At 31.1% G+C, this 16,545-nt stretch carries 17 protein-coding genes and 5 pseudogenes; 13 read left to right on the forward strand and 9 right to left on the reverse strand.

Annotated features, from left to right (window positions below; translation table 11 throughout):
• Window positions 1–322: 322 nt before the first annotated feature.
• Window positions 323–3,661, forward strand: a pseudogene (locus PL321_RS09515) (ribonucleotide reductase N-terminal alpha domain-containing protein).
• 13 nt (window positions 3,662–3,674) lie between these two features.
• Here the strand turns inward: PL321_RS09515 and PL321_RS09520 are convergent.
• From PL321_RS09520 to PL321_RS09545, 7 genes and pseudogenes are all read right to left on the reverse strand, one after another.
• On the reverse strand, window positions 3,675–3,896 hold the full coding sequence (locus tag PL321_RS09520; RefSeq protein ID WP_273964286.1) for a hypothetical protein: 222 nt from the start codon (window positions 3,894–3,896) through the stop codon (window positions 3,675–3,677).
• Window positions 3,897–3,996: 100 nt separating this feature from the next.
• On the reverse strand, window positions 3,997–4,281 hold the full coding sequence (locus tag PL321_RS09525; RefSeq protein ID WP_443110705.1) for a methyl-accepting chemotaxis protein: 285 nt from the start codon (window positions 4,279–4,281) through the stop codon (window positions 3,997–3,999).
• A gap of 28 nt (window positions 4,282–4,309) precedes the next feature.
• Complete coding sequence (locus PL321_RS09530) at window positions 4,310–4,453, reverse strand: hypothetical protein (protein ID WP_273964287.1); 144 nt, start codon at window positions 4,451–4,453, stop codon at window positions 4,310–4,312.
• Complete coding sequence (locus tag PL321_RS09535; RefSeq protein WP_273964288.1) at window positions 4,444–4,605, reverse strand: hypothetical protein; 162 nt, start codon at window positions 4,603–4,605, stop codon at window positions 4,444–4,446. The genes PL321_RS09530 and PL321_RS09535 overlap by 10 nt, the downstream gene beginning before the upstream one ends.
• A gap of 6 nt (window positions 4,606–4,611) precedes the next feature.
• Window positions 4,612–4,710: pseudogene (locus PL321_RS21295) on the reverse strand (HAMP domain-containing protein); the annotation flags it as partial.
• Between the two features lie 221 nt (window positions 4,711–4,931).
• Window positions 4,932–5,054: a hypothetical protein gene (locus PL321_RS09540; protein ID WP_273964289.1), complete on the reverse strand. Its 123-nt coding sequence runs from the start codon at window positions 5,052–5,054 to the stop codon at window positions 4,932–4,934.
• A gap of 125 nt (window positions 5,055–5,179) precedes the next feature.
• Complete coding sequence (locus PL321_RS09545) at window positions 5,180–5,461, reverse strand: hypothetical protein (protein ID WP_273964290.1); 282 nt, start codon at window positions 5,459–5,461, stop codon at window positions 5,180–5,182.
• A gap of 486 nt (window positions 5,462–5,947) precedes the next feature.
• Between PL321_RS09545 and PL321_RS09550 the strand changes: the two genes are divergently transcribed.
• The 7 genes and pseudogenes from PL321_RS09550 (at window position 5,948) to phoU (ending at window position 11,990) form a co-directional block, all read left to right on the forward strand.
• Window positions 5,948–7,687 (forward strand): GGDEF domain-containing protein, encoded by a 1,740-nt coding sequence (locus PL321_RS09550; protein ID WP_273964291.1) that lies wholly within the window; start codon window positions 5,948–5,950, stop codon window positions 7,685–7,687.
• Between the two features lie 143 nt (window positions 7,688–7,830).
• Entirely contained in the window at window positions 7,831–8,736 is a 906-nt protein-coding gene (locus PL321_RS09555; protein WP_273964292.1) for a PstS family phosphate ABC transporter substrate-binding protein, read from the forward strand.
• Window positions 8,737–8,787: 51 nt separating this feature from the next.
• Window positions 8,788–9,693, forward strand: coding sequence for a phosphate ABC transporter permease subunit PstC (pstC, locus tag PL321_RS09560; RefSeq protein ID WP_443110706.1), 906 nt, complete (start codon window positions 8,788–8,790; stop codon window positions 9,691–9,693).
• The gene (locus tag PL321_RS09565) at window positions 9,693–9,908 is read left to right on the forward strand and encodes a hypothetical protein (RefSeq protein WP_273964293.1); all 216 of its coding nucleotides are present in this window, start codon (window positions 9,693–9,695) and stop codon (window positions 9,906–9,908) included. Before pstC ends, PL321_RS09565 begins: the two co-directional genes overlap by 1 nt.
• The gene (gene pstA, locus PL321_RS09570) at window positions 9,902–10,564 is read left to right on the forward strand and encodes a phosphate ABC transporter permease PstA (RefSeq protein WP_273964294.1); all 663 of its coding nucleotides are present in this window, start codon (window positions 9,902–9,904) and stop codon (window positions 10,562–10,564) included. Before PL321_RS09565 ends, pstA begins: the two co-directional genes overlap by 7 nt.
• A gap of 12 nt (window positions 10,565–10,576) precedes the next feature.
• Window positions 10,577–11,331: pseudogene (gene pstB / locus PL321_RS09575) on the forward strand (phosphate ABC transporter ATP-binding protein PstB).
• 14 nt (window positions 11,332–11,345) lie between these two features.
• The gene (gene phoU / locus PL321_RS09580; RefSeq protein WP_273964295.1) at window positions 11,346–11,990 is read left to right on the forward strand and encodes a phosphate signaling complex protein PhoU; all 645 of its coding nucleotides are present in this window, start codon (window positions 11,346–11,348) and stop codon (window positions 11,988–11,990) included.
• A 21-nt stretch (window positions 11,991–12,011) separates the two neighbouring features.
• On the opposite strand, the gene lepB is transcribed toward phoU, so the two are convergent.
• Window positions 12,012–12,341, reverse strand: a complete 330-nt coding sequence (gene lepB, locus PL321_RS09585) for a signal peptidase I (RefSeq protein ID WP_273964508.1) — start codon at window positions 12,339–12,341, stop codon at window positions 12,012–12,014.
• A complete protein-coding gene (locus tag PL321_RS21300; protein ID WP_443110770.1) occupies window positions 12,320–12,526 on the reverse strand; it encodes a S26 family signal peptidase in 207 nt (68 codons plus the stop codon). Before PL321_RS21300 ends, lepB begins: the two co-directional genes overlap by 22 nt.
• 226 nt (window positions 12,527–12,752) lie before the next feature.
• Between PL321_RS21300 and fusA the strand changes: the two are divergent.
• The 5 genes and pseudogenes from fusA (at window position 12,753) to PL321_RS09610 (ending at window position 16,545) form a co-directional block, all read left to right on the forward strand.
• Window positions 12,753–14,836: pseudogene (gene fusA / locus PL321_RS09590) on the forward strand (elongation factor G).
• Window positions 14,837–14,999: 163 nt separating this feature from the next.
• Window positions 15,000–15,233, forward strand: a complete 234-nt coding sequence (locus tag PL321_RS09595; RefSeq protein ID WP_273964296.1) for a hypothetical protein — start codon at window positions 15,000–15,002, stop codon at window positions 15,231–15,233.
• Between the two features lies 1 nt (window position 15,234).
• A complete protein-coding gene (locus PL321_RS09600) occupies window positions 15,235–15,405 on the forward strand; it encodes a hypothetical protein (protein WP_273964297.1) in 171 nt (56 codons plus the stop codon).
• A gap of 145 nt (window positions 15,406–15,550) precedes the next feature.
• Window positions 15,551–16,007, forward strand: a pseudogene (locus PL321_RS09605) (CtsR family transcriptional regulator).
• A 73-nt stretch (window positions 16,008–16,080) separates the two neighbouring features.
• Complete coding sequence (locus PL321_RS09610) at window positions 16,081–16,545, forward strand: UvrB/UvrC motif-containing protein (protein ID WP_273964299.1); 465 nt, start codon at window positions 16,081–16,083, stop codon at window positions 16,543–16,545.

Consider the following 16,545-nt stretch of genomic DNA (forward strand, 5'->3'; position numbering starts at 1 on the left):
GGAAGTTACGATATTATAAGTGGTGGAGAGTATGGTATATTTGGAAGTGTTATATTTTTATATTTATATTAGCAATAAACTTATATGAAGCAAAATCCTTAAATGTTTTTAGTAAGCATAAATTTTAAACAGTACATATTTTTGATGTACTGTTTTTCTTTTCGTTAGTGTTTATAAAAGTTTAATATTTAAAATAAATACAAGATAGTAACAGATAATTAATGTTAATGGACAAAAATAAATTTAAAAAATTCAAAGATATGATACTATATTTAGTGTCAATGATGTATAATAATACTAAATATAGTAAGGGGCGATGTGTATGGGATTTTCTAAAAATGCTATAAAAGTTCTTGAAAAGAGGTATTTAGCAAAGGATGAAAATGGAAACATAATAGAAACTCCAGATGAACTGTTACATAGGGTAGCTAAAGCAGTTGCAGAAGCAGATAAATTTTACGATGAAAATGCAGATATTGAGAAGACTAAACAAACATTTTATGAAATGATGAAAAATTTAAACTTTCTTCCAAACTCCCCAACCTTAATGAATGCAGGGAGGCCTCTTGGCCAGCTTTCAGCTTGTTTTGTTTTACCTGTAGAAGATTCAATGGAGGGCATATTTGATTCTATAAAAAATGCAGCACTTATCCATAAATCAGGTGGAGGAACGGGATTTAGTTTTTCAAGATTAAGACCAAGTGGTTCAAGTGTAAAGTCAACAGGTGGTGTAGCCTCAGGCCCTGTTAGTTTCATGAAGGTATTTGATGCAGCTACAGAGGCAGTAAAGCAAGGGGGAACGAGAAGGGGTGCCAATATGGGTATTCTTCGTGTTGATCACCCAGATATATTAGAATTTATTAAGTGCAAAGAGGATAATACTGCTATTAATAATTTTAATATAAGTGTTGCAGTAACAGAAAAGTTTATGGAGGCAGTGATAAAGGGTGAAGAATATGAGTTAATAGACCCTAATACAAAAAAGTTAAGGGAAGGCTAAATGCAAGAGAAGTATTTGATTTAATAGTTAAGATGGCGTGGAAGAATGGAGAACCAGGTATAGTTTTTATAGACAGAATGAATAAGTTTAATCCAACACCTGATTTAGGAGAGATAGAGAGTACTAACCCCTGTCTACACGGAGATACCCTTATATCTACAAAAGAAGGGTTAAAAACCATATCTGAATTATATAGAGAGTATCCTGATAAAGAGGTTGATATATTAACGGACAATAGAGTACTAAATGAAGGTATTGGTATTAAAATAAGAGGTGCTAAAATAATTAAAACTGGGTTAAGAAAAACATTAAGAATAGAGTTGAGCAATGGACAAAATTTAATTTTAACACCAGAACATAGGGTTATGACTCAAAATGGTTGGAAAATGGCAAAAGATTTATCAGTTGAGGATGAAGTTTTTGTTCAAAGTGGAGAAGGGGTATTTGTATCAGAAGATAATATAGGAAGAGAGCTTGGATTTTTATTAGGATATGTATTAGGAGATGGTTGGCTCACCTTTAATAAAAAGGTTGTGGGTATTGTTTTTGCAGAGGATGAAAAGTATATAATGGAAAAAATTCAGGAGATTTCTGAAAAGCATAATGGAGGAAAAGGAATAGTTAATAAAAGAGAGAATGGTACTTGGCAAATATTATTCAAAAGAAAGGATTTTGTTAATAAGTTAATAGAGCTTGGATTAGAAGGCAAGAAGGCTCCGTATAAAAGAGTACCAAAATCTTTATTTACAGCTTCTAAAGGTACAATAGCAGCTTTTATAGATGGAATTTTTAGTGCAGATGGAACTGTAAATTATATTGATGAAGATCATAGGGATATAAGACTTACGTCTACTTCTAAAAATTTACTTTTAGATATACAATTACTTCTTTTAAATTTAGGAGTAACCAGCAAAATATATAATAGAACTAAAAAGAATCAAGTCCAATTTAAATATAAAAATAAAAATGGAGAAATAAAAAACTACAAAAGTAATAAATTATACGAATTAATTATAAATGGAAATGATATTGTTAAATTTAAAGATGCAGTAGGTGGCTTTACACATATAGATAAGAATATGAAATTAAATCAAATTTGTAAAGTTTCCCGTAAAAATGTGTATTATAAATTTAAAGTTAAAGAAATTAAAGAATGGGAAGAGTGCGAAGTTTATGATGTTATAGAACCAGTAACAAATTCACTTATAGCAAATGGAATTGTAGTACACAATTGCGGCGAGCAGCCTTTACTGTCCTATGAGAGTTGTAATTTAGGCTCAATAAATCTTGCTAATATGGTTAAGTGGAATGGAAAAGAGTATGAGATAGACTATGAACTTTTAGAGGAGACTGTATTTAATGCAGTTCATTTCTTAGATAATGTAATTGATGTTAATGTGTATCCTTTAAAGGAAATAGAGGCTACGACAAAACGTACAAGAAAGATAGGCCTTGGAGTTATGGGCTTTGCAGATATGCTAATAAAACTTAATATACCTTATAATTCAGAGAAGGCAGTTAAACTTGCAGAGGATGTAATGAAATTTATAAATGATAAATCTAAGGAATCAAGTAGAAGGCTTGCCAAATTAAGGGAGCATTCCCAGAGTTTAAAAACAGCATATATAAGGATGAAGAGCCATTAAGAAATGCCACCACAACAACAATTGCACCCACAGGAACTATAAGTATATTAGCAGGAGTTTCATCAGGTATAGAACCTCTTTTTGCATTAGCCTTTTGGAGAAATGTATTAGATAATGAAAGACTGGTTGAGGTAAATTATTTACTTGAAGATTACTTGAAGAATAAGGGACTTTATTCAAAGGAACTTATAGATAAAATAGCTGATAAAGGAACGTTAGAAGGTATTAAAGAAGTTCCAGTTGATATAAAGAAGATATTTGTAACAGCCCACGAAATAGAACCAATTTGGCATATAAAAATGCAGGCAGCTTTTCAAAAATATACTGATAATGCTGTATCCAAAACTGTTAACTTCAAAAACTCAGCAACTGTAGAGGATGTAAAGACGGTATATCTTCTTGCCTACAGGCTTGGATGTAAGGGAGTTACAATATATAGAGATGGAAGTAGAGAAGGGCAGGTTATAAACATAGGAAAAGATAAAAAGTTAAGATAGATGAACATACCCCAAGAGAACGACCAGAAATTACTATGGGTATAACTGAAAAGGTAAGGGTAGGATGTGGAAATCTTTATATTACGGTTAATTATGATGATAACGGAATATGCGAAGTGTTTACAAACGTTGGTAAGGCGGGTGGATGTCCATCACAATCAGAGGCAACAGCAAGACTTATATCAATAGCCTTAAGAAGTGGAATGGATGTAAAGGAAATAATTGAACAGCTTAAGGGAATAAGATGTCATTCAACATTAAGGCAAAGAGCCAACAATAAAGATATAAAGGTTCTATCCTGTCCTGATGCAATTGCAAGAACCATAGAAACCTTAATAGATATAAAAAAGGTTGGAGGAATAAAGGATTTAAACATTAAACCTGCAGAGGAAATAGAGGACTTGATTGCTAATACAAGCAATAAAACTAAAATTAAATGTCCAGAGTGTGGTAATGAAATAACTCATCAGGATGGATGTGTAATTTGCCCAAGTTGTGGCTACTCAAAATGTAGTTAGGGTGTAGAATTATCTACACCCTAAATTTATTGACAGTATTATTAAGATTTTGAGATAGATAGATTAAGCTATCAGCTTGTTGATTTATATTCTTAATTTCTTCTATTTGTTTAAGAACGTGAAGAGAAGAAGTTTCAGCAGTTTCTAAAAATTGTTCTGATACAGCCAAAGTATTTTTTATGCTTTTTTCAAGTGCACTACTCTTGCTTGTAATTTCATTAATTGTGTCATACATACTGTTTAAAGAAAAAGCATTTTTTCAACTGTAGTATTCAGATAATCAAAGGAGTCTTCAGTTGTTTTTACAGCATTACTTTGATTTAATATGTTTTCTTTTATATTTTTGTATATTCGATTGTTGAATCAGTTAGTGCTTGTATATCCTCTATAATCTTCTTAATATTATTAGTTGATATATTGGTCTCTTCGGAAAGTTTTCTTATTTCGTTTGCAACAACAGCAAAACTTCTTCCTGCCTCTCCTGCACGTGCTGCCTCAATGGATGCATTAAGTGCAAGGAGATTGGTTTGGGAGGATATTTGATTTATTACAGTTATAACTGAATTTATATTTTTTATGTGATTAACAAGCAGATTAATTTGGTTCTCAACATCCTGCATTGATTTAATAGTATGACTATTTTTTGCTTTAGATTATTAATTGATTCAAGTGCAACCTTATTTGAGTTTTCAATGTTGTAGCTTTCTTTAACAAGTTCACATCTTTTTCGTCTAATAGCTGTGCGTCTTCTACAAAGGCTTTTGCTATTTCAATTGAGTTTGTTATTTCCATTTTTGGTTTTCTGTTCCTGTTGATATCTCCTTCATTGCTATTTCTACAATATCAGAACCCTGTAGAAGTGACACTGCATCATCATTTAGATTCTTAGATGAGCTCATTAATATATTAGATGCAGACTGTATTTGTTCAATAAGCTGTTTCATATTAAGTAACATTTTATCTAAGTATTTTGATAGTTCCCCAAATTCATCCTTTGAGTCAATTGTAACATCAATTGTTAAATCCCCTGACCTATAGATTCCATATATTTAGTAAGTTTCTTAAGTTTCTTATTTATTTTATTTGAGAACATATATCCAATAACAAAGGATATAAAAGTAAAAATTATAAATACCCCAATCATTATATAAAACATAAACAAAGATTTTGAGTATATATCTTTTTATTTATTTGACCAACTATTTTCCAGTTAGATTTGAAATTATTTTGGTAAAATATATAGCTTTTTCATCATTAAAATTACTTTGTTTTAAGCTTTTTTACCTAATAATATTTCATTTATTGTACTTTTGTCTTTAATAAGCTCACTAATATTTTTATCAATAAACTGAGCTTGTCTTGTAGTAATTATTTTTCCATCTGTATCTAACAAGAATACCTGTCCACTATTTTCGGTAATAAATCCCTCAAAGGATTTTAAAAAGTCTGTTAAAGATATTGTAAATCCAATTATTCCAGCAATATTGTTTTCATTATCGTAGACTGTTTTTGTAAGAACTATTGAGGTTTTGTTTTTATTTTTTCTTTAACTGTTTTGCTCCAGTATGGATTATTAAAGTTATTTATTGTCTTATTATATATTTCAGAGGAAGTAGAGACATCTATATTTAATGAATCATTTGGGAAAAAATATACTTCTCCATTTTTATTAGAAATAAACACATTTCTTATATTTATGTTTGAAGACATAACTCTTTTAAACTCATCATTAAGTACCTCTTGATTAAGATCATATAGATGTGTTTTAACAGTTTTGTTTTCAGTAAAAAGAGTAAGCAAACTTTCAAAGGATGATAGCTTTTCATTTATTAAATTATTTAGTCTTTCAGAGGTTTGCTCAATTGAGCTGGTGTAATTTTTTCTATTGTTTTAATTAAAAATGAACTTGATATTGAACTAAATATAAGGATAGGTAGAAGTGAAATAAGGAGCATAATGGATATGATTTGATTTTTTACAGTTTTTAAATTTAAGGGTCTTAGTTTTATTTTTTTAAATTAATATTTTTAACATTAATTTTTTTAGCTTAAATGTTGGTAGTTTAAGTTTAATCTTTTTGAAAAATTTAAACTTCATATTGTTACCCCTTTGTGTTCTTAACATAAATATAAGTAGTTTTATTATTTAATACAATAAAATCGAAGAAATTTTAACACTATTAACCTGAATTTAACATAAAACAATTAACCGAAATTTAACCCAGATAAAAATGTCTATTTACATATAAAAAATAAAATTAAGTTAACAAAACAAAAGGGTGGTAGTATGGATAAGTATAAAGAACTAAGGAAAATACTTGACGAAAGGGATATAAGAACCTTCTTTCAACCAATTATCGATGTTAAAAATGCAAAGATTGTTGGATATGAGGCATTATCAAGGGGGCCTATTGGAAGCATTCTTGAAAGACCAGACGTTTTGTTTGAAACAGCAAAGCAGTGTGGACTTTTATGGGAAACAGAATACTTATGTAGGACATTAGCAATAGAGAGGGCAAAGAGGAATAAAATCAGTCAATACCTATTTTTAAATGTTGATCCACAAATTATAAAAGATTCAAAGTTCAGGGACGGATTTACAACAGAATTTTTAAAGCTCTATAACCTTTCTCCAGATAATATAATCTTTGAGATAACAGAAAAAACAGCGGTGGAGGATTATAAAGCCTTTAGAGAGGTATTAGAACACTATATTAAACAGGGGTATAAAATTGCTATTGATGACACAGGGGCAGGATATTCAGGATTCAGACTTATAACAGAGACAAAACCCCAATTTATTAAACTGGATATGGGACTTATAAGGGATATTGATAAAGACAGCTTTAAACAAGCACTTTGTAAAAACTTATTATCTTTGAGCAAAATAACAAATATGAAACTTATAGCTGAGGGTGTTGAAACTATAAATGAACTAAGTTTCTTAATAGAAATAGGTGTGGAGTTTGTACAGGGTTATTATTTAGCAAAACCAAGTGAAAATATTTCTGATTTAAGCCAGGAAATAAAGGATAAATTAATATTTTTACAAAATGAAAAGAGTAAAAAATTAACCTATAATGCAAAAACGTGTCCTATAGGAAAGATTGTTAGATTTGATACGCCAATTGAAGAGACTACAAAATGCAAGAATGTTAAGGAATATTTTGATAAAAGTTCAGTTCAAGGTGTAGTTATAGTTAAAGAGGATTACCCAATTGGATTAGTTATGAAAAGTGAGCTAAATTTTGCTCTATCAAGGCCCTTTGGTAATGAAATCTACTTAAATAGACCTATCCAAATTATTATGAATAAGTCACCTCTTATAGTAGATTATAGTTTACCTATTTCTGAAGTTGCTGAACTTGCTATGTCAAGAAGAGAAGAGCACTTATATGATTATGTAATTGTGGTGAAGGACAATAAATACTATGGTATAGTTACAGTTAAAAAGCTTTTAGAATATGCAATGGAATTGGAGCTAAATTACGCAAGACATTTAAATCCTCTTACTGGGCTTCCAGGTAATTTAATTATAGAAGAAAAGTTAAATAACATTATAGAAAATAAGATAAAATGCTCATTATTATATATAGATTTAGATAATTTTAAGCCCTTTAATGATTTGTATGGTTTTGAAAACGGGGATAGGGTAATTAAAATGTTAGCAGATATTCTGATAGAAATATCTAAAGAATATAATAGTTGTTTTATTGGACATATAGGTGGAGATGATTTTGTGATCATAATAGATGAAGGTACAATGAATACGGAAGGATTATGTAGACAAGTAATAAGGGAGTTTGATAGAAGAATTAGATCTTTTTATACAATAAAGGATTTGACTAATGGGTATGTTATATCGGTTAATAGAGAGGGAAAAGAAGTAGAATTTCCTTTGGTATCTGTTTCAATAGCGTGTATTGATGGAGATTTAAAAGGATATAAATCTGCTAAGGAGATAGGAGAACATTTATCTTATATAAAAAACAATGCAAAAAATCAAGGGGAGCTGCTTTATTATTGATTGATGTATATAAAAATATAAAAAACAAAAATAAAATTAGGCGTTTAACTTAGATTTAACACAAACGTGTAGGAACTTAACAATTGAAAAATGTAAAATGAAAATGTAAATTGAAAGAATAAAAAAATGAAAGGGAAAAAATTATGAAGGCTAAAAGGTTTATGACTTTAGCACTAACAGCAATTTTATCTTTATCAATGGTTTCTTGTGCAGGACAAAAGACTAAATCACTTAGTGGAACAGTTAAAATTGATGGTTCAAGTACAGTATACCCAATAACTCAAGCAGTGGCGGAAGAGTTTAAGAAGGAAAATCAAGGAGTTGAAATAACAGTTGGTGTATCAGGTACAGGTGGTGGATTCAAGAAGTTTGTAGTTGGTGAAATAGATATAAACGATGCATCAAGAAAGGTAAAGCAAGAGGAGATTGATAAGGCAAAGTCAAATGGAATAGATATAACAGAGATACAAGTAGCATTTGATGGTATAGCAGTTGTTGTAAATAAACAGAACGACTGGGCAAAGGATATGACAGTAGAAGAATTAAAGATGATTTGGGATAAGGATTCAAAAGTTCAATACTGGAGTGATGTAAGACCAGAATGGCCAAAGGAAAAAATAAAGTTATATGGTCCAGGAACTGATTCAGGTACATTTGAATACTTTACTGAAGAAGTTAATGGTAAGGCAAAGCAAATAAGAGCAGACTATACTGCAAGCGAAGATGATAACGTTCTTGTTCAAGGTGTTGCTGGTGATAAATATGCAATGGGATTCTTCGGACTTGCTTATTATGAAGAAAATATGGATAAATTAAATATTGTTAAGATAAATGGTGTAGAACCAACACTTGAAACTGTAAAGAGCGGAACATATAAACCACTATCAAGACCTCTATTTATATATGTTTCAAATAAGGCCCTTGAAAGACCAGAAGTTAAGGAATTTGTTAAGTTCTATCTAACAAAGGGTAAGGACTTAGTAAAGGAAGTTGGATACATTCCAATGGAGGATTCAAAATATCAAGAAGAATTAAACAAGATAAAATAATTTGGGCACCCCAAAAGGGTGCCTTATGGCCTGTAAAGAAGGGGAGATGTTGTGAAAAGAATACAATTTGAAGGAAAAGAAAGAATGAATAGAATTGAAAAACTTGTAAAGATAGTTTTAACTGCACTTGGACTTATATCTATTTTTACTACAATAGGAATAATTTTTTCCCTTTTTGAAGAAACTTTTATGTTTTTTAAAGAGGTATCAATAATAGAGTTTTTAACTGGAACAAAGTGGACTCCTTTATTAGAACCAACTCATTTTGGTGTATTACCACTTGTTGCAGGTACAATGCTAATAGTTGTAATAGCAGCCTTTATTTCAATACCGTTAGGGTTAGGTAGTGCAATCTACTTAAGTGAATATGCACCTAAGAAGGTTAGAAAGATTCTAAAGCCAATACTTGAGGTATTAGCAGGTGTCCCTTCAATTGTTTATGGTTATTTTGCATTAACCGCAATAACACCCTTAATTAGGAATGTATTTCCTCAAACAAGTGTGTATAATGCCTTAAGTGCAGGTATAGCAGTAGGTATAATGACTATACCCCTTGTATCCTCTATGAGTGAAGATGCAATGATGGCAGTTCCAGATTCCTTAAGAAATGGTGCCTATGCACTTGGTGCAACAAAACTTGAGGTTACAAAGGATGTTGTAATTCCAACTGCTATGTCAAGTATAGTTGCCTCCTTTATACTTGCTATATCAAGAGCTGTTGGAGAAACAATGATTGTTGCAATGGCGGCGGGTTCAACACCAAAGCTTACAATAAATCCTCTTGAGAGTATACAGACAATGACGGGGTATATTGTTCAAATAAGTATGGGTGATGTTCCTTATGGATCACTTGCATATAAGACATTGTTTGCGGTAGGAACACTTCTTTTCCTAATGACATTTATACTAAATGTTATATCAAGATATTTTGTAAGAAAATATAGGAGGGCTTATTAATGAATAATGAGGAATTAAGAAGGCTAAAAAGAAGAAAAATGTTAAATAGTATTATGCACGGCATATTTTTAGCCTGTACATTATTTGGAGTTGTTGTACTTGCAGTATTAATGATAGATATATTAAGAAAGGGTATTCCTTGGTTAAGCTTTGACTTTTTAAAGAATTTTCCTTCAAGATTTGCAAAAAATCTGGTATATATCCAGCCTTGTTAGGAAGCCTTTGGGTAATTTTTTTAACGGCCTTAATAGCATTTCCTATAGGTGTGGGAACGGCTATATATCTTGAAGAATATGCTGCTGATAATAAGTTTACGGAGTTTATAAAACTTAATATTGCAAACTTAGCAGGTGTACCTTCAATTATATACGGAATGCTTGGTCTTGCTGTATTTGTAAGGTTGTTTAGTATGGGAAGAACTATACTTGCAGCGGCATTTACGATGGCAATTTTAATTTTACCTATAATAATTATATCTTCACAGGAAGCAATAAAGAGCGTCCCTTCATCTTTAAAACAGGCTTCATATGCCCTTGGTACAACCAAGTGGCAGACTGTAACTGGAGTTATTATTCCTTATGCATTACCTGGAATACTAACAGGTTCAATACTTGCTATATCAAGAGCCTTAGGTGAAGCAGCACCGCTTATTGTTGTAGGTGCCCTTGCCTATGTTTCCTTTATACCAAAGGGACCACTTGACCAATTTACAGTACTTCCTATACAAATATTCAACTGGGCAGGTATGCCAAAGAAGGAGTTTCAAGATGTTGCAGCAGCAGGAATTATAGTACTTCTAATTATATTACTTGGAATAAATTCTGTTGCAATAATTCTTAGAAATAAATATCAAATAAGAATGAAGGACTAAGGGGGCTAAAAAATGGAACCAATACTAAGCATAAGAAATTTAAATTTTTACTATGGTGAACATAAGGCCTTAAAGGATGTGAATATGGATATCTATAAAAATAATGTTACAGCCTTTATAGGACCTTCTGGTTGTGGAAAATCTACTTTTCTAAGAGACTTTAAATAGAATGAACGATTTTATTGAGAACGTTAAAGTTGAAGGAAGCATAATATATGAAGGAAAGGATATTTACTCAAGGGAGATGGAACCTGTTGAACTAAGAAGAAGAATAGGTATGGTATTTCAAAAACCTAATCCATTTCCAAAAACTATATATGAAAACATAGTATACGGTTTAAGAAAAAATGGAGTAAATAAAAGGAAATTTTAGATGATGTAGTTGAAAAGACTCTAAAGGCAGTTGCACTATATGATGAAGTAAAGGACAAAATATATAAATCCGCATTAGAGCTTTCAGGTGGTCAGCAGCAAAGATTATGTATTGCAAGGGCTATTGCAATGCAGCCAGATGTTGTATTAATGGATGAACCTACTTCAGCACTTGACCCTATTTCAACTATGAAGATAGAGGAATTAGTACTTGAACTTAAAAAGGATTATACTATAATTATAGTAACACACTCAATGCAACAAGCAGCAAGAATATCTGATTATACAGCCTTTTTCTTAAATGGGAAGTTATAGAATACGATGAAACAAGTAAGATATTCTCAAACCCAAGGGATAAAAGAACAGAGGACTACATTACAGGAAGATTCGGTTAAAAGGAGAGGTTAATATGAGAGAACATCTTGACCAACAGTTAACAAGATTAAATCACGATTTAATTAAAATGGGTGCAATGGTTGAAACAATAATTGATAAGGCAGTTAATGCGTTAAAAAACCAGGATTTAGAATTAGCTAAAAACGTATACAAAGAAGATGATGCTATTGATGAAATGGAATTAAAAATTGAAAAAGAATGCTTAAATTTAATTGCTTTGCAGCAGCCAATGGCAAAGGATTTAAGAAGAATAGCATCTGCCTTAAAGATTATAACTGATTTAGAAAGAATAGGTGACCACGCAGTTAATATAGCAAAGATTACATTAGAGATTGGTAATGAGCCTTTAATGAAACCTTTGATAGACATACCTAAAATGGCAGAGATAGCTCAAAATATGATTAAATTAAGCCTTGATGCCTTTGTTAATCAAGATATAGAGCTGGCTAAAAGGGCAGCTGAAATGGATGAACAAGTTGATAATTTATATGACACAGTTATAAATGAAGTATTCCAATATATACAAAGGGATAGCAAATTTTTAAATCAAGGAATAAAGCTTTTATTTGTTGGAAGATATCTTGAGAGGGTTGCAGATCATACAACCAATATATGTGAAAGAATAATTTATATGGTAACTGGAGAAAAGTTGAAATAAATTAAGGTAGCCGTAGCTACCTTAATTTTTTATATCTGAAAAAGGATAAACTCTAATAACTGCGTGTCCTTTAAGATTTTTTATTGGAATAGGACCTATATAACGGCTATCTTCACTGACTTCTCTATTATCACCTAAAACAAATACACAATCTTCCGGCACTGTAATTTTTAAATCAACATCTGTATAGGTACCTGGTTCTAAATAGTCCTCTTGAAGTTTATCGCCGTTGATATAAACATTTCCATCTCTAATTTCAACAGTTTCATTTGGTAATCCTATTATTCTTTTTATATATATTCCTCTTCCTTTACTTCCTGGGTCTAATATTACAATTTCTCCTCTATAGATTTTTTTCTAAGCATACTTATTTTTTCAACTATAACCCTATCGTTGTTATGTAGTGTGGGTACCATAGATATTCCTGAAACCTGTATAATATCAAATATGAAAGCCTTTATAGTAAAGGCAAGGATAGCTGCAATAACCAGTGAATATATCCACTCTTTTATTTCTTTTTTATATTTTCCTTCAATTTTAGCACCTCCTAAATGTAACTAATAATATTATACACATTTTACATAAAATATGTAAGTAAAAAATAGAATATAAATAAAAGATAAATAAATGTATAAAAAACCAATAAAAGTATAAAATAATAAAAGATGTATTTTCGAAAAATTTTAACAATTAAAGAAGGATTTTAAAAAAATCTATAGAAATATAATAATAAGGCACAAAAACTGCCAAAGGGGAATTGATATGAAGGAGTACAAAGCCGAAAATGTCCGAAACATCGGGATTATAGGTCATGGAGGTACAGGTAAAACATCTCTTGCTGAAGCTATTCTATTTAACACTAAGGAATCTGATAGGTTAGGTAGAACTGATGATGGTACCTCTATATTAGACTATGATCCCGAGGAAAAAAGAGAAAGATTTCAATATCATCAGCAGTAGCAAACTGTATTTGGAATGGACATAAGATTTATTTAGTAGATACTCCAGGGTATTTTGATTTTGTAGGAGAGGTTATTCAGGGTCTTAAGGGTGTTGATGCAGCATTAATTAGTGTTTGTGGTGTTTCAGGTCTTCAAGTAGGAACTGAAAAATCCTGGGATTATGTTAATAGATATAAAATTCCAAGAGCATTTTTTATAAATAAATTGGATAGAGAAAATTCAAATTATGATAAAACATTGCAAAGTCTAAAGGAAAGATTTGGACTTGCGGTTGTTCCTATAGAAATCCCAATAGGAAGAGAAAGTGAATTTAAAGGTGTAGTTAATATAATAAATAAGAGGGCAAAGGTATATGATTCAAAATTAAAATCAATGGTTGATGTTGAAGTAGCAAGCGAACTTGTTCCAACAATTGATGAATATAGAAGTGCACTTATGGAGGCAGTTGCAGAAACAGATGAAGAACTACTTGATAAATATCTAAGTGATGGAGAACTTTCAGATGAAGAAATAATAATGGGACTTAAAAGGGTATATTATCCTGCGAAATAGCACCAGTATTTTGTGGTTCGGCTGCAAATAACATAGGCATACATACTCTCCTTGATAATATTATTACTTATTTCCCATCACCAATAGAGAGGACCTATGAAGGAATTAACCCTAAAACAGGAGATATAGAAAAGAGAAGTTCAAGCATAGATGAAGCATTTTCAGCTGTTGTGTTTAAGACAATTGCAGACCCATTTGTAGGAAGATTGTCATTGTTTAGAGTTTTATCTGGAAGTATTTCAGCAGATTCTTCAATATATAATTCTACTCAAGATAAAGTAGAAAAAGTTGGAACACTATACCTTTTAAAGGGTAAAAACCAAATTGCAGTGGATAAGCTTTATGCTGGAGAAATAGGAGCAGTTTCAAAGTTGCAGTATACATTAACAGGAGATACTCTTTGTGATGCTGCTAAACCAATTGTTTATGGTAAGATAGAATTCCCTGAACCTTGTTTATCAATGACAGTTAAACCAAAATCTAAGGGAGATGAAGACAAGATTTCAAATGGTCTTCATAAATTGCTTGAGGAAGACCCAACCTTTAAGATAAGTAGAGATGTTGAAAATGCAGAAACTATAATTTCAGGACTTGGTGAAATTCACATTGAAATAATTGCAAACAAACTAAAAAGTAAATATGGAGTAGATGTAGTACTTGAGACTCCAAAGGTACCATATAGAGAAACAATTAGAAAAACCTCTGATGTACAAGGTAAATATAAGAAACAAAGCGGTGGTCACGGACAATACGGAGATGTTTGGATAAAGTTTGAGCCACAAAATGAAACCGAGGATTTAATATTTGTAGATCAGATAGTAGGTGGTGTTGTTCCAAGACAATATATTCCAGCAGTTGAAAAGGGCTTAAGAGAGGCTATGAAGCACGGAGTTCTTGCAGGATATCCAGTTATAGGTATTAAGGCAACTTTACACGATGGTTCATACCATCCAGTTGATTCTTCAGAAATGGCCTTTAAAACAGCTGCATCTTTAGCATACAAAAAGGAATGAAGGAAGCAGATCCAGTTCTACTTGAACCAATAATGCACGTTGAAGTTACTATTCCAGATGAATATATGGGAGATGTAATGGGAGATATTAATAAGAGGCGTGGAAGAGTTTTAGGAATGGAACAAAAGAACGGACTTGAGGTTGTAACAGCAGAGGTTCCACTTGCAGAGATGTTTAAATATGCTACTGAATTGAGATCAATGACTCAAGCAAGAGGAAGTTTTACAATGAGATTTGAACGCTATGAGGAAGTTCCTCCTGTAATTAGTCAAAAATAATTGAAAGTGCACAAAAACTTAAAGAGATGGAAGAAGAATAAGCCTTTGGCTTATTCTTTTTTATAGTAAAAAACAAATTATTATGTAAATAAAATACATTTTATAATTTATTTTCATATAGAGTAAATTTTATATTTATTTATTTTGATAAATATCTTTATAAAAAAATTTAAAGGGTAAAACTAAATATTGAGGAGGGAGATAATGTCAGATTATAGAATAAATTTTGGCAGCATTATAGACCAGTTAGATCAACGAAAGCTGTTGGATGTAATTGATATAATTGGTAAAAATGATGAGCTTGTTATAACAATAGATGCAGCAGATGCAACTCAAACTGAAAGTATAAACAGAGTCTTAGAAAATAATGGATTTGAAATTACTGTAAAAGGTGGCCACGACGATAACAAATACAATATTATTGCAAGGAGGCGTTAGTATGAAGGATGAATACAACCTTCATTTATATGGAGAAATGGTTCCATCAGAATTTGCTTGGATGACACCAGAGGAGCAGAGGAAAAGAGTAGATGAGGTAGAGCAAAAATTAAAGTCAAAAAATAAAAGGATAAAAAATAGGTGGTTTAACCACCTATTTAATAAAAAATGAGAAATAGCTAAATATTTTTCTTTATTTAGTTACAATAGTTATAATTTAAAGTAAATTGGAAATAATTAAATTTGAAGGGCTATAAATAAGTATTATAATTATAGATGAAAGGTCAAAGAAAGTCAAAGTCAAAAGAGGTGGTGTGATGGCAAGACTATCTGATATTATAGAGGATTTTATAAAACAGATGCTTGAGACAAGCGAACAGAATGTATTAGAGATACAAAGAAATGAGTTGGCTAACATATTTAACTGCGCACCATCGCAAATAAATTATGTTTTAACAACAAGGTTTACAATAGATAAAGGTTATTATATAGAAAGCAGACGTGGCGGTGGAGGATGCATAAGAATAACAAGAGTTGAATTGGATAAAAATCAATATATAAAAAGAGTAATAAAAGAAAACATAATGGATAGTTTAACTCAAAGTGATGCAGAAGCATATATAGAATTTTTTAAAGATAGGGGTTTTTAAGTGAACGAGAGGCAACTATAATAAAGGCCGCAATTAGTGATAGAAGTATTCCGCTTGATGGTGAAACAAAAATAGAGTGCGTGCACATATATTAAAGAATATCCTAATAACAATGATAGAATAGGGGGTATTGATATGTTGTGTCAAAGATGTAATCAAAAGAAGCCAATGTTCATATAACAAAAATAATAAATGGAGTGAAGACTGAACTTCATCTTTGTGATGAATGTGCAAAACAAAGTGAAGACGTAAATGTAAATTTAGCATTTAATTTTGGAATGCCTATGTCCTTTCAAAATATTTTAGATGGGTTTGTAGAGATGTTAGGAGGTGCTCCTAAAACCTACGAAGAAGAGGTTTGCCCTGTTTGTAAGATGTCCTTTAATGATTTTAGAAATAAAGGAAGAATGGGATGCAGCAGATGTTATACTACCTTTGCACCTAAGATTACACCTATCATAAAAAGAATACACGGTAATATAGAACATACAGGAAAGGTTCCTGTTAGAACAGGAGGAGATCTAAAGTTAAAGAGGGACATCGAGAGATTGAAGGAAGAACTTAAACTTGCCATAAACAAAGAAGAATACGAAAAGGCTGCAAAGCTAAGGGATGAAATAAGAAATCTTGAATCTAAATTAGGTAACCAAAGGGGTGAGTAA

It is taken from the genome of Caloramator sp. mosi_1, assembly GCF_028622835.1.
In the GTDB taxonomy this organism is placed as follows: Bacteria; Bacillota; Clostridia; order Clostridiales; family Caloramatoraceae; genus Thermobrachium.

Bases quoted from the DNA above. Each gene is read 5' to 3' on its own strand.
- PL321_RS09520 (WP_273964286.1), bottom strand. From the start codon at position 3,896: ATGTATGACACAATTAATGAAATTACAAGCAAGAGTAGTGCACTTGAA.
- PL321_RS09525 (WP_443110705.1), bottom strand. From the start codon at position 4,281: ATGCAGGATGTTGAGAACCAAATTAATCTGCTTGTTAATCACATAAAA.
- PL321_RS09530 (WP_273964287.1), bottom strand. From the start codon at position 4,453: ATGGAAATAACAAACTCAATTGAAATAGCAAAAGCCTTTGTAGAAGAC.
- PL321_RS09535 (WP_273964288.1), bottom strand. From the start codon at position 4,605: ATGAAACAGCTTATTGAACAAATACAGTCTGCATCTAATATATTAATG.
- PL321_RS09550 (WP_273964291.1), top strand. From the start codon at position 5,948: ATGGATAAGTATAAAGAACTAAGGAAAATACTTGACGAAAGGGATATA.
- PL321_RS09555 (WP_273964292.1), top strand. From the start codon at position 7,831: ATGAAGGCTAAAAGGTTTATGACTTTAGCACTAACAGCAATTTTATCT.
- PL321_RS09565 (WP_273964293.1), top strand. From the start codon at position 9,693: ATGAATAATGAGGAATTAAGAAGGCTAAAAAGAAGAAAAATGTTAAAT.
- phoU (WP_273964295.1), top strand. From the start codon at position 11,346: ATGAGAGAACATCTTGACCAACAGTTAACAAGATTAAATCACGATTTA.
- PL321_RS09595 (WP_273964296.1), top strand. From the start codon at position 15,000: ATGTCAGATTATAGAATAAATTTTGGCAGCATTATAGACCAGTTAGAT.
- PL321_RS09600 (WP_273964297.1), top strand. From the start codon at position 15,235: ATGAAGGATGAATACAACCTTCATTTATATGGAGAAATGGTTCCATCA.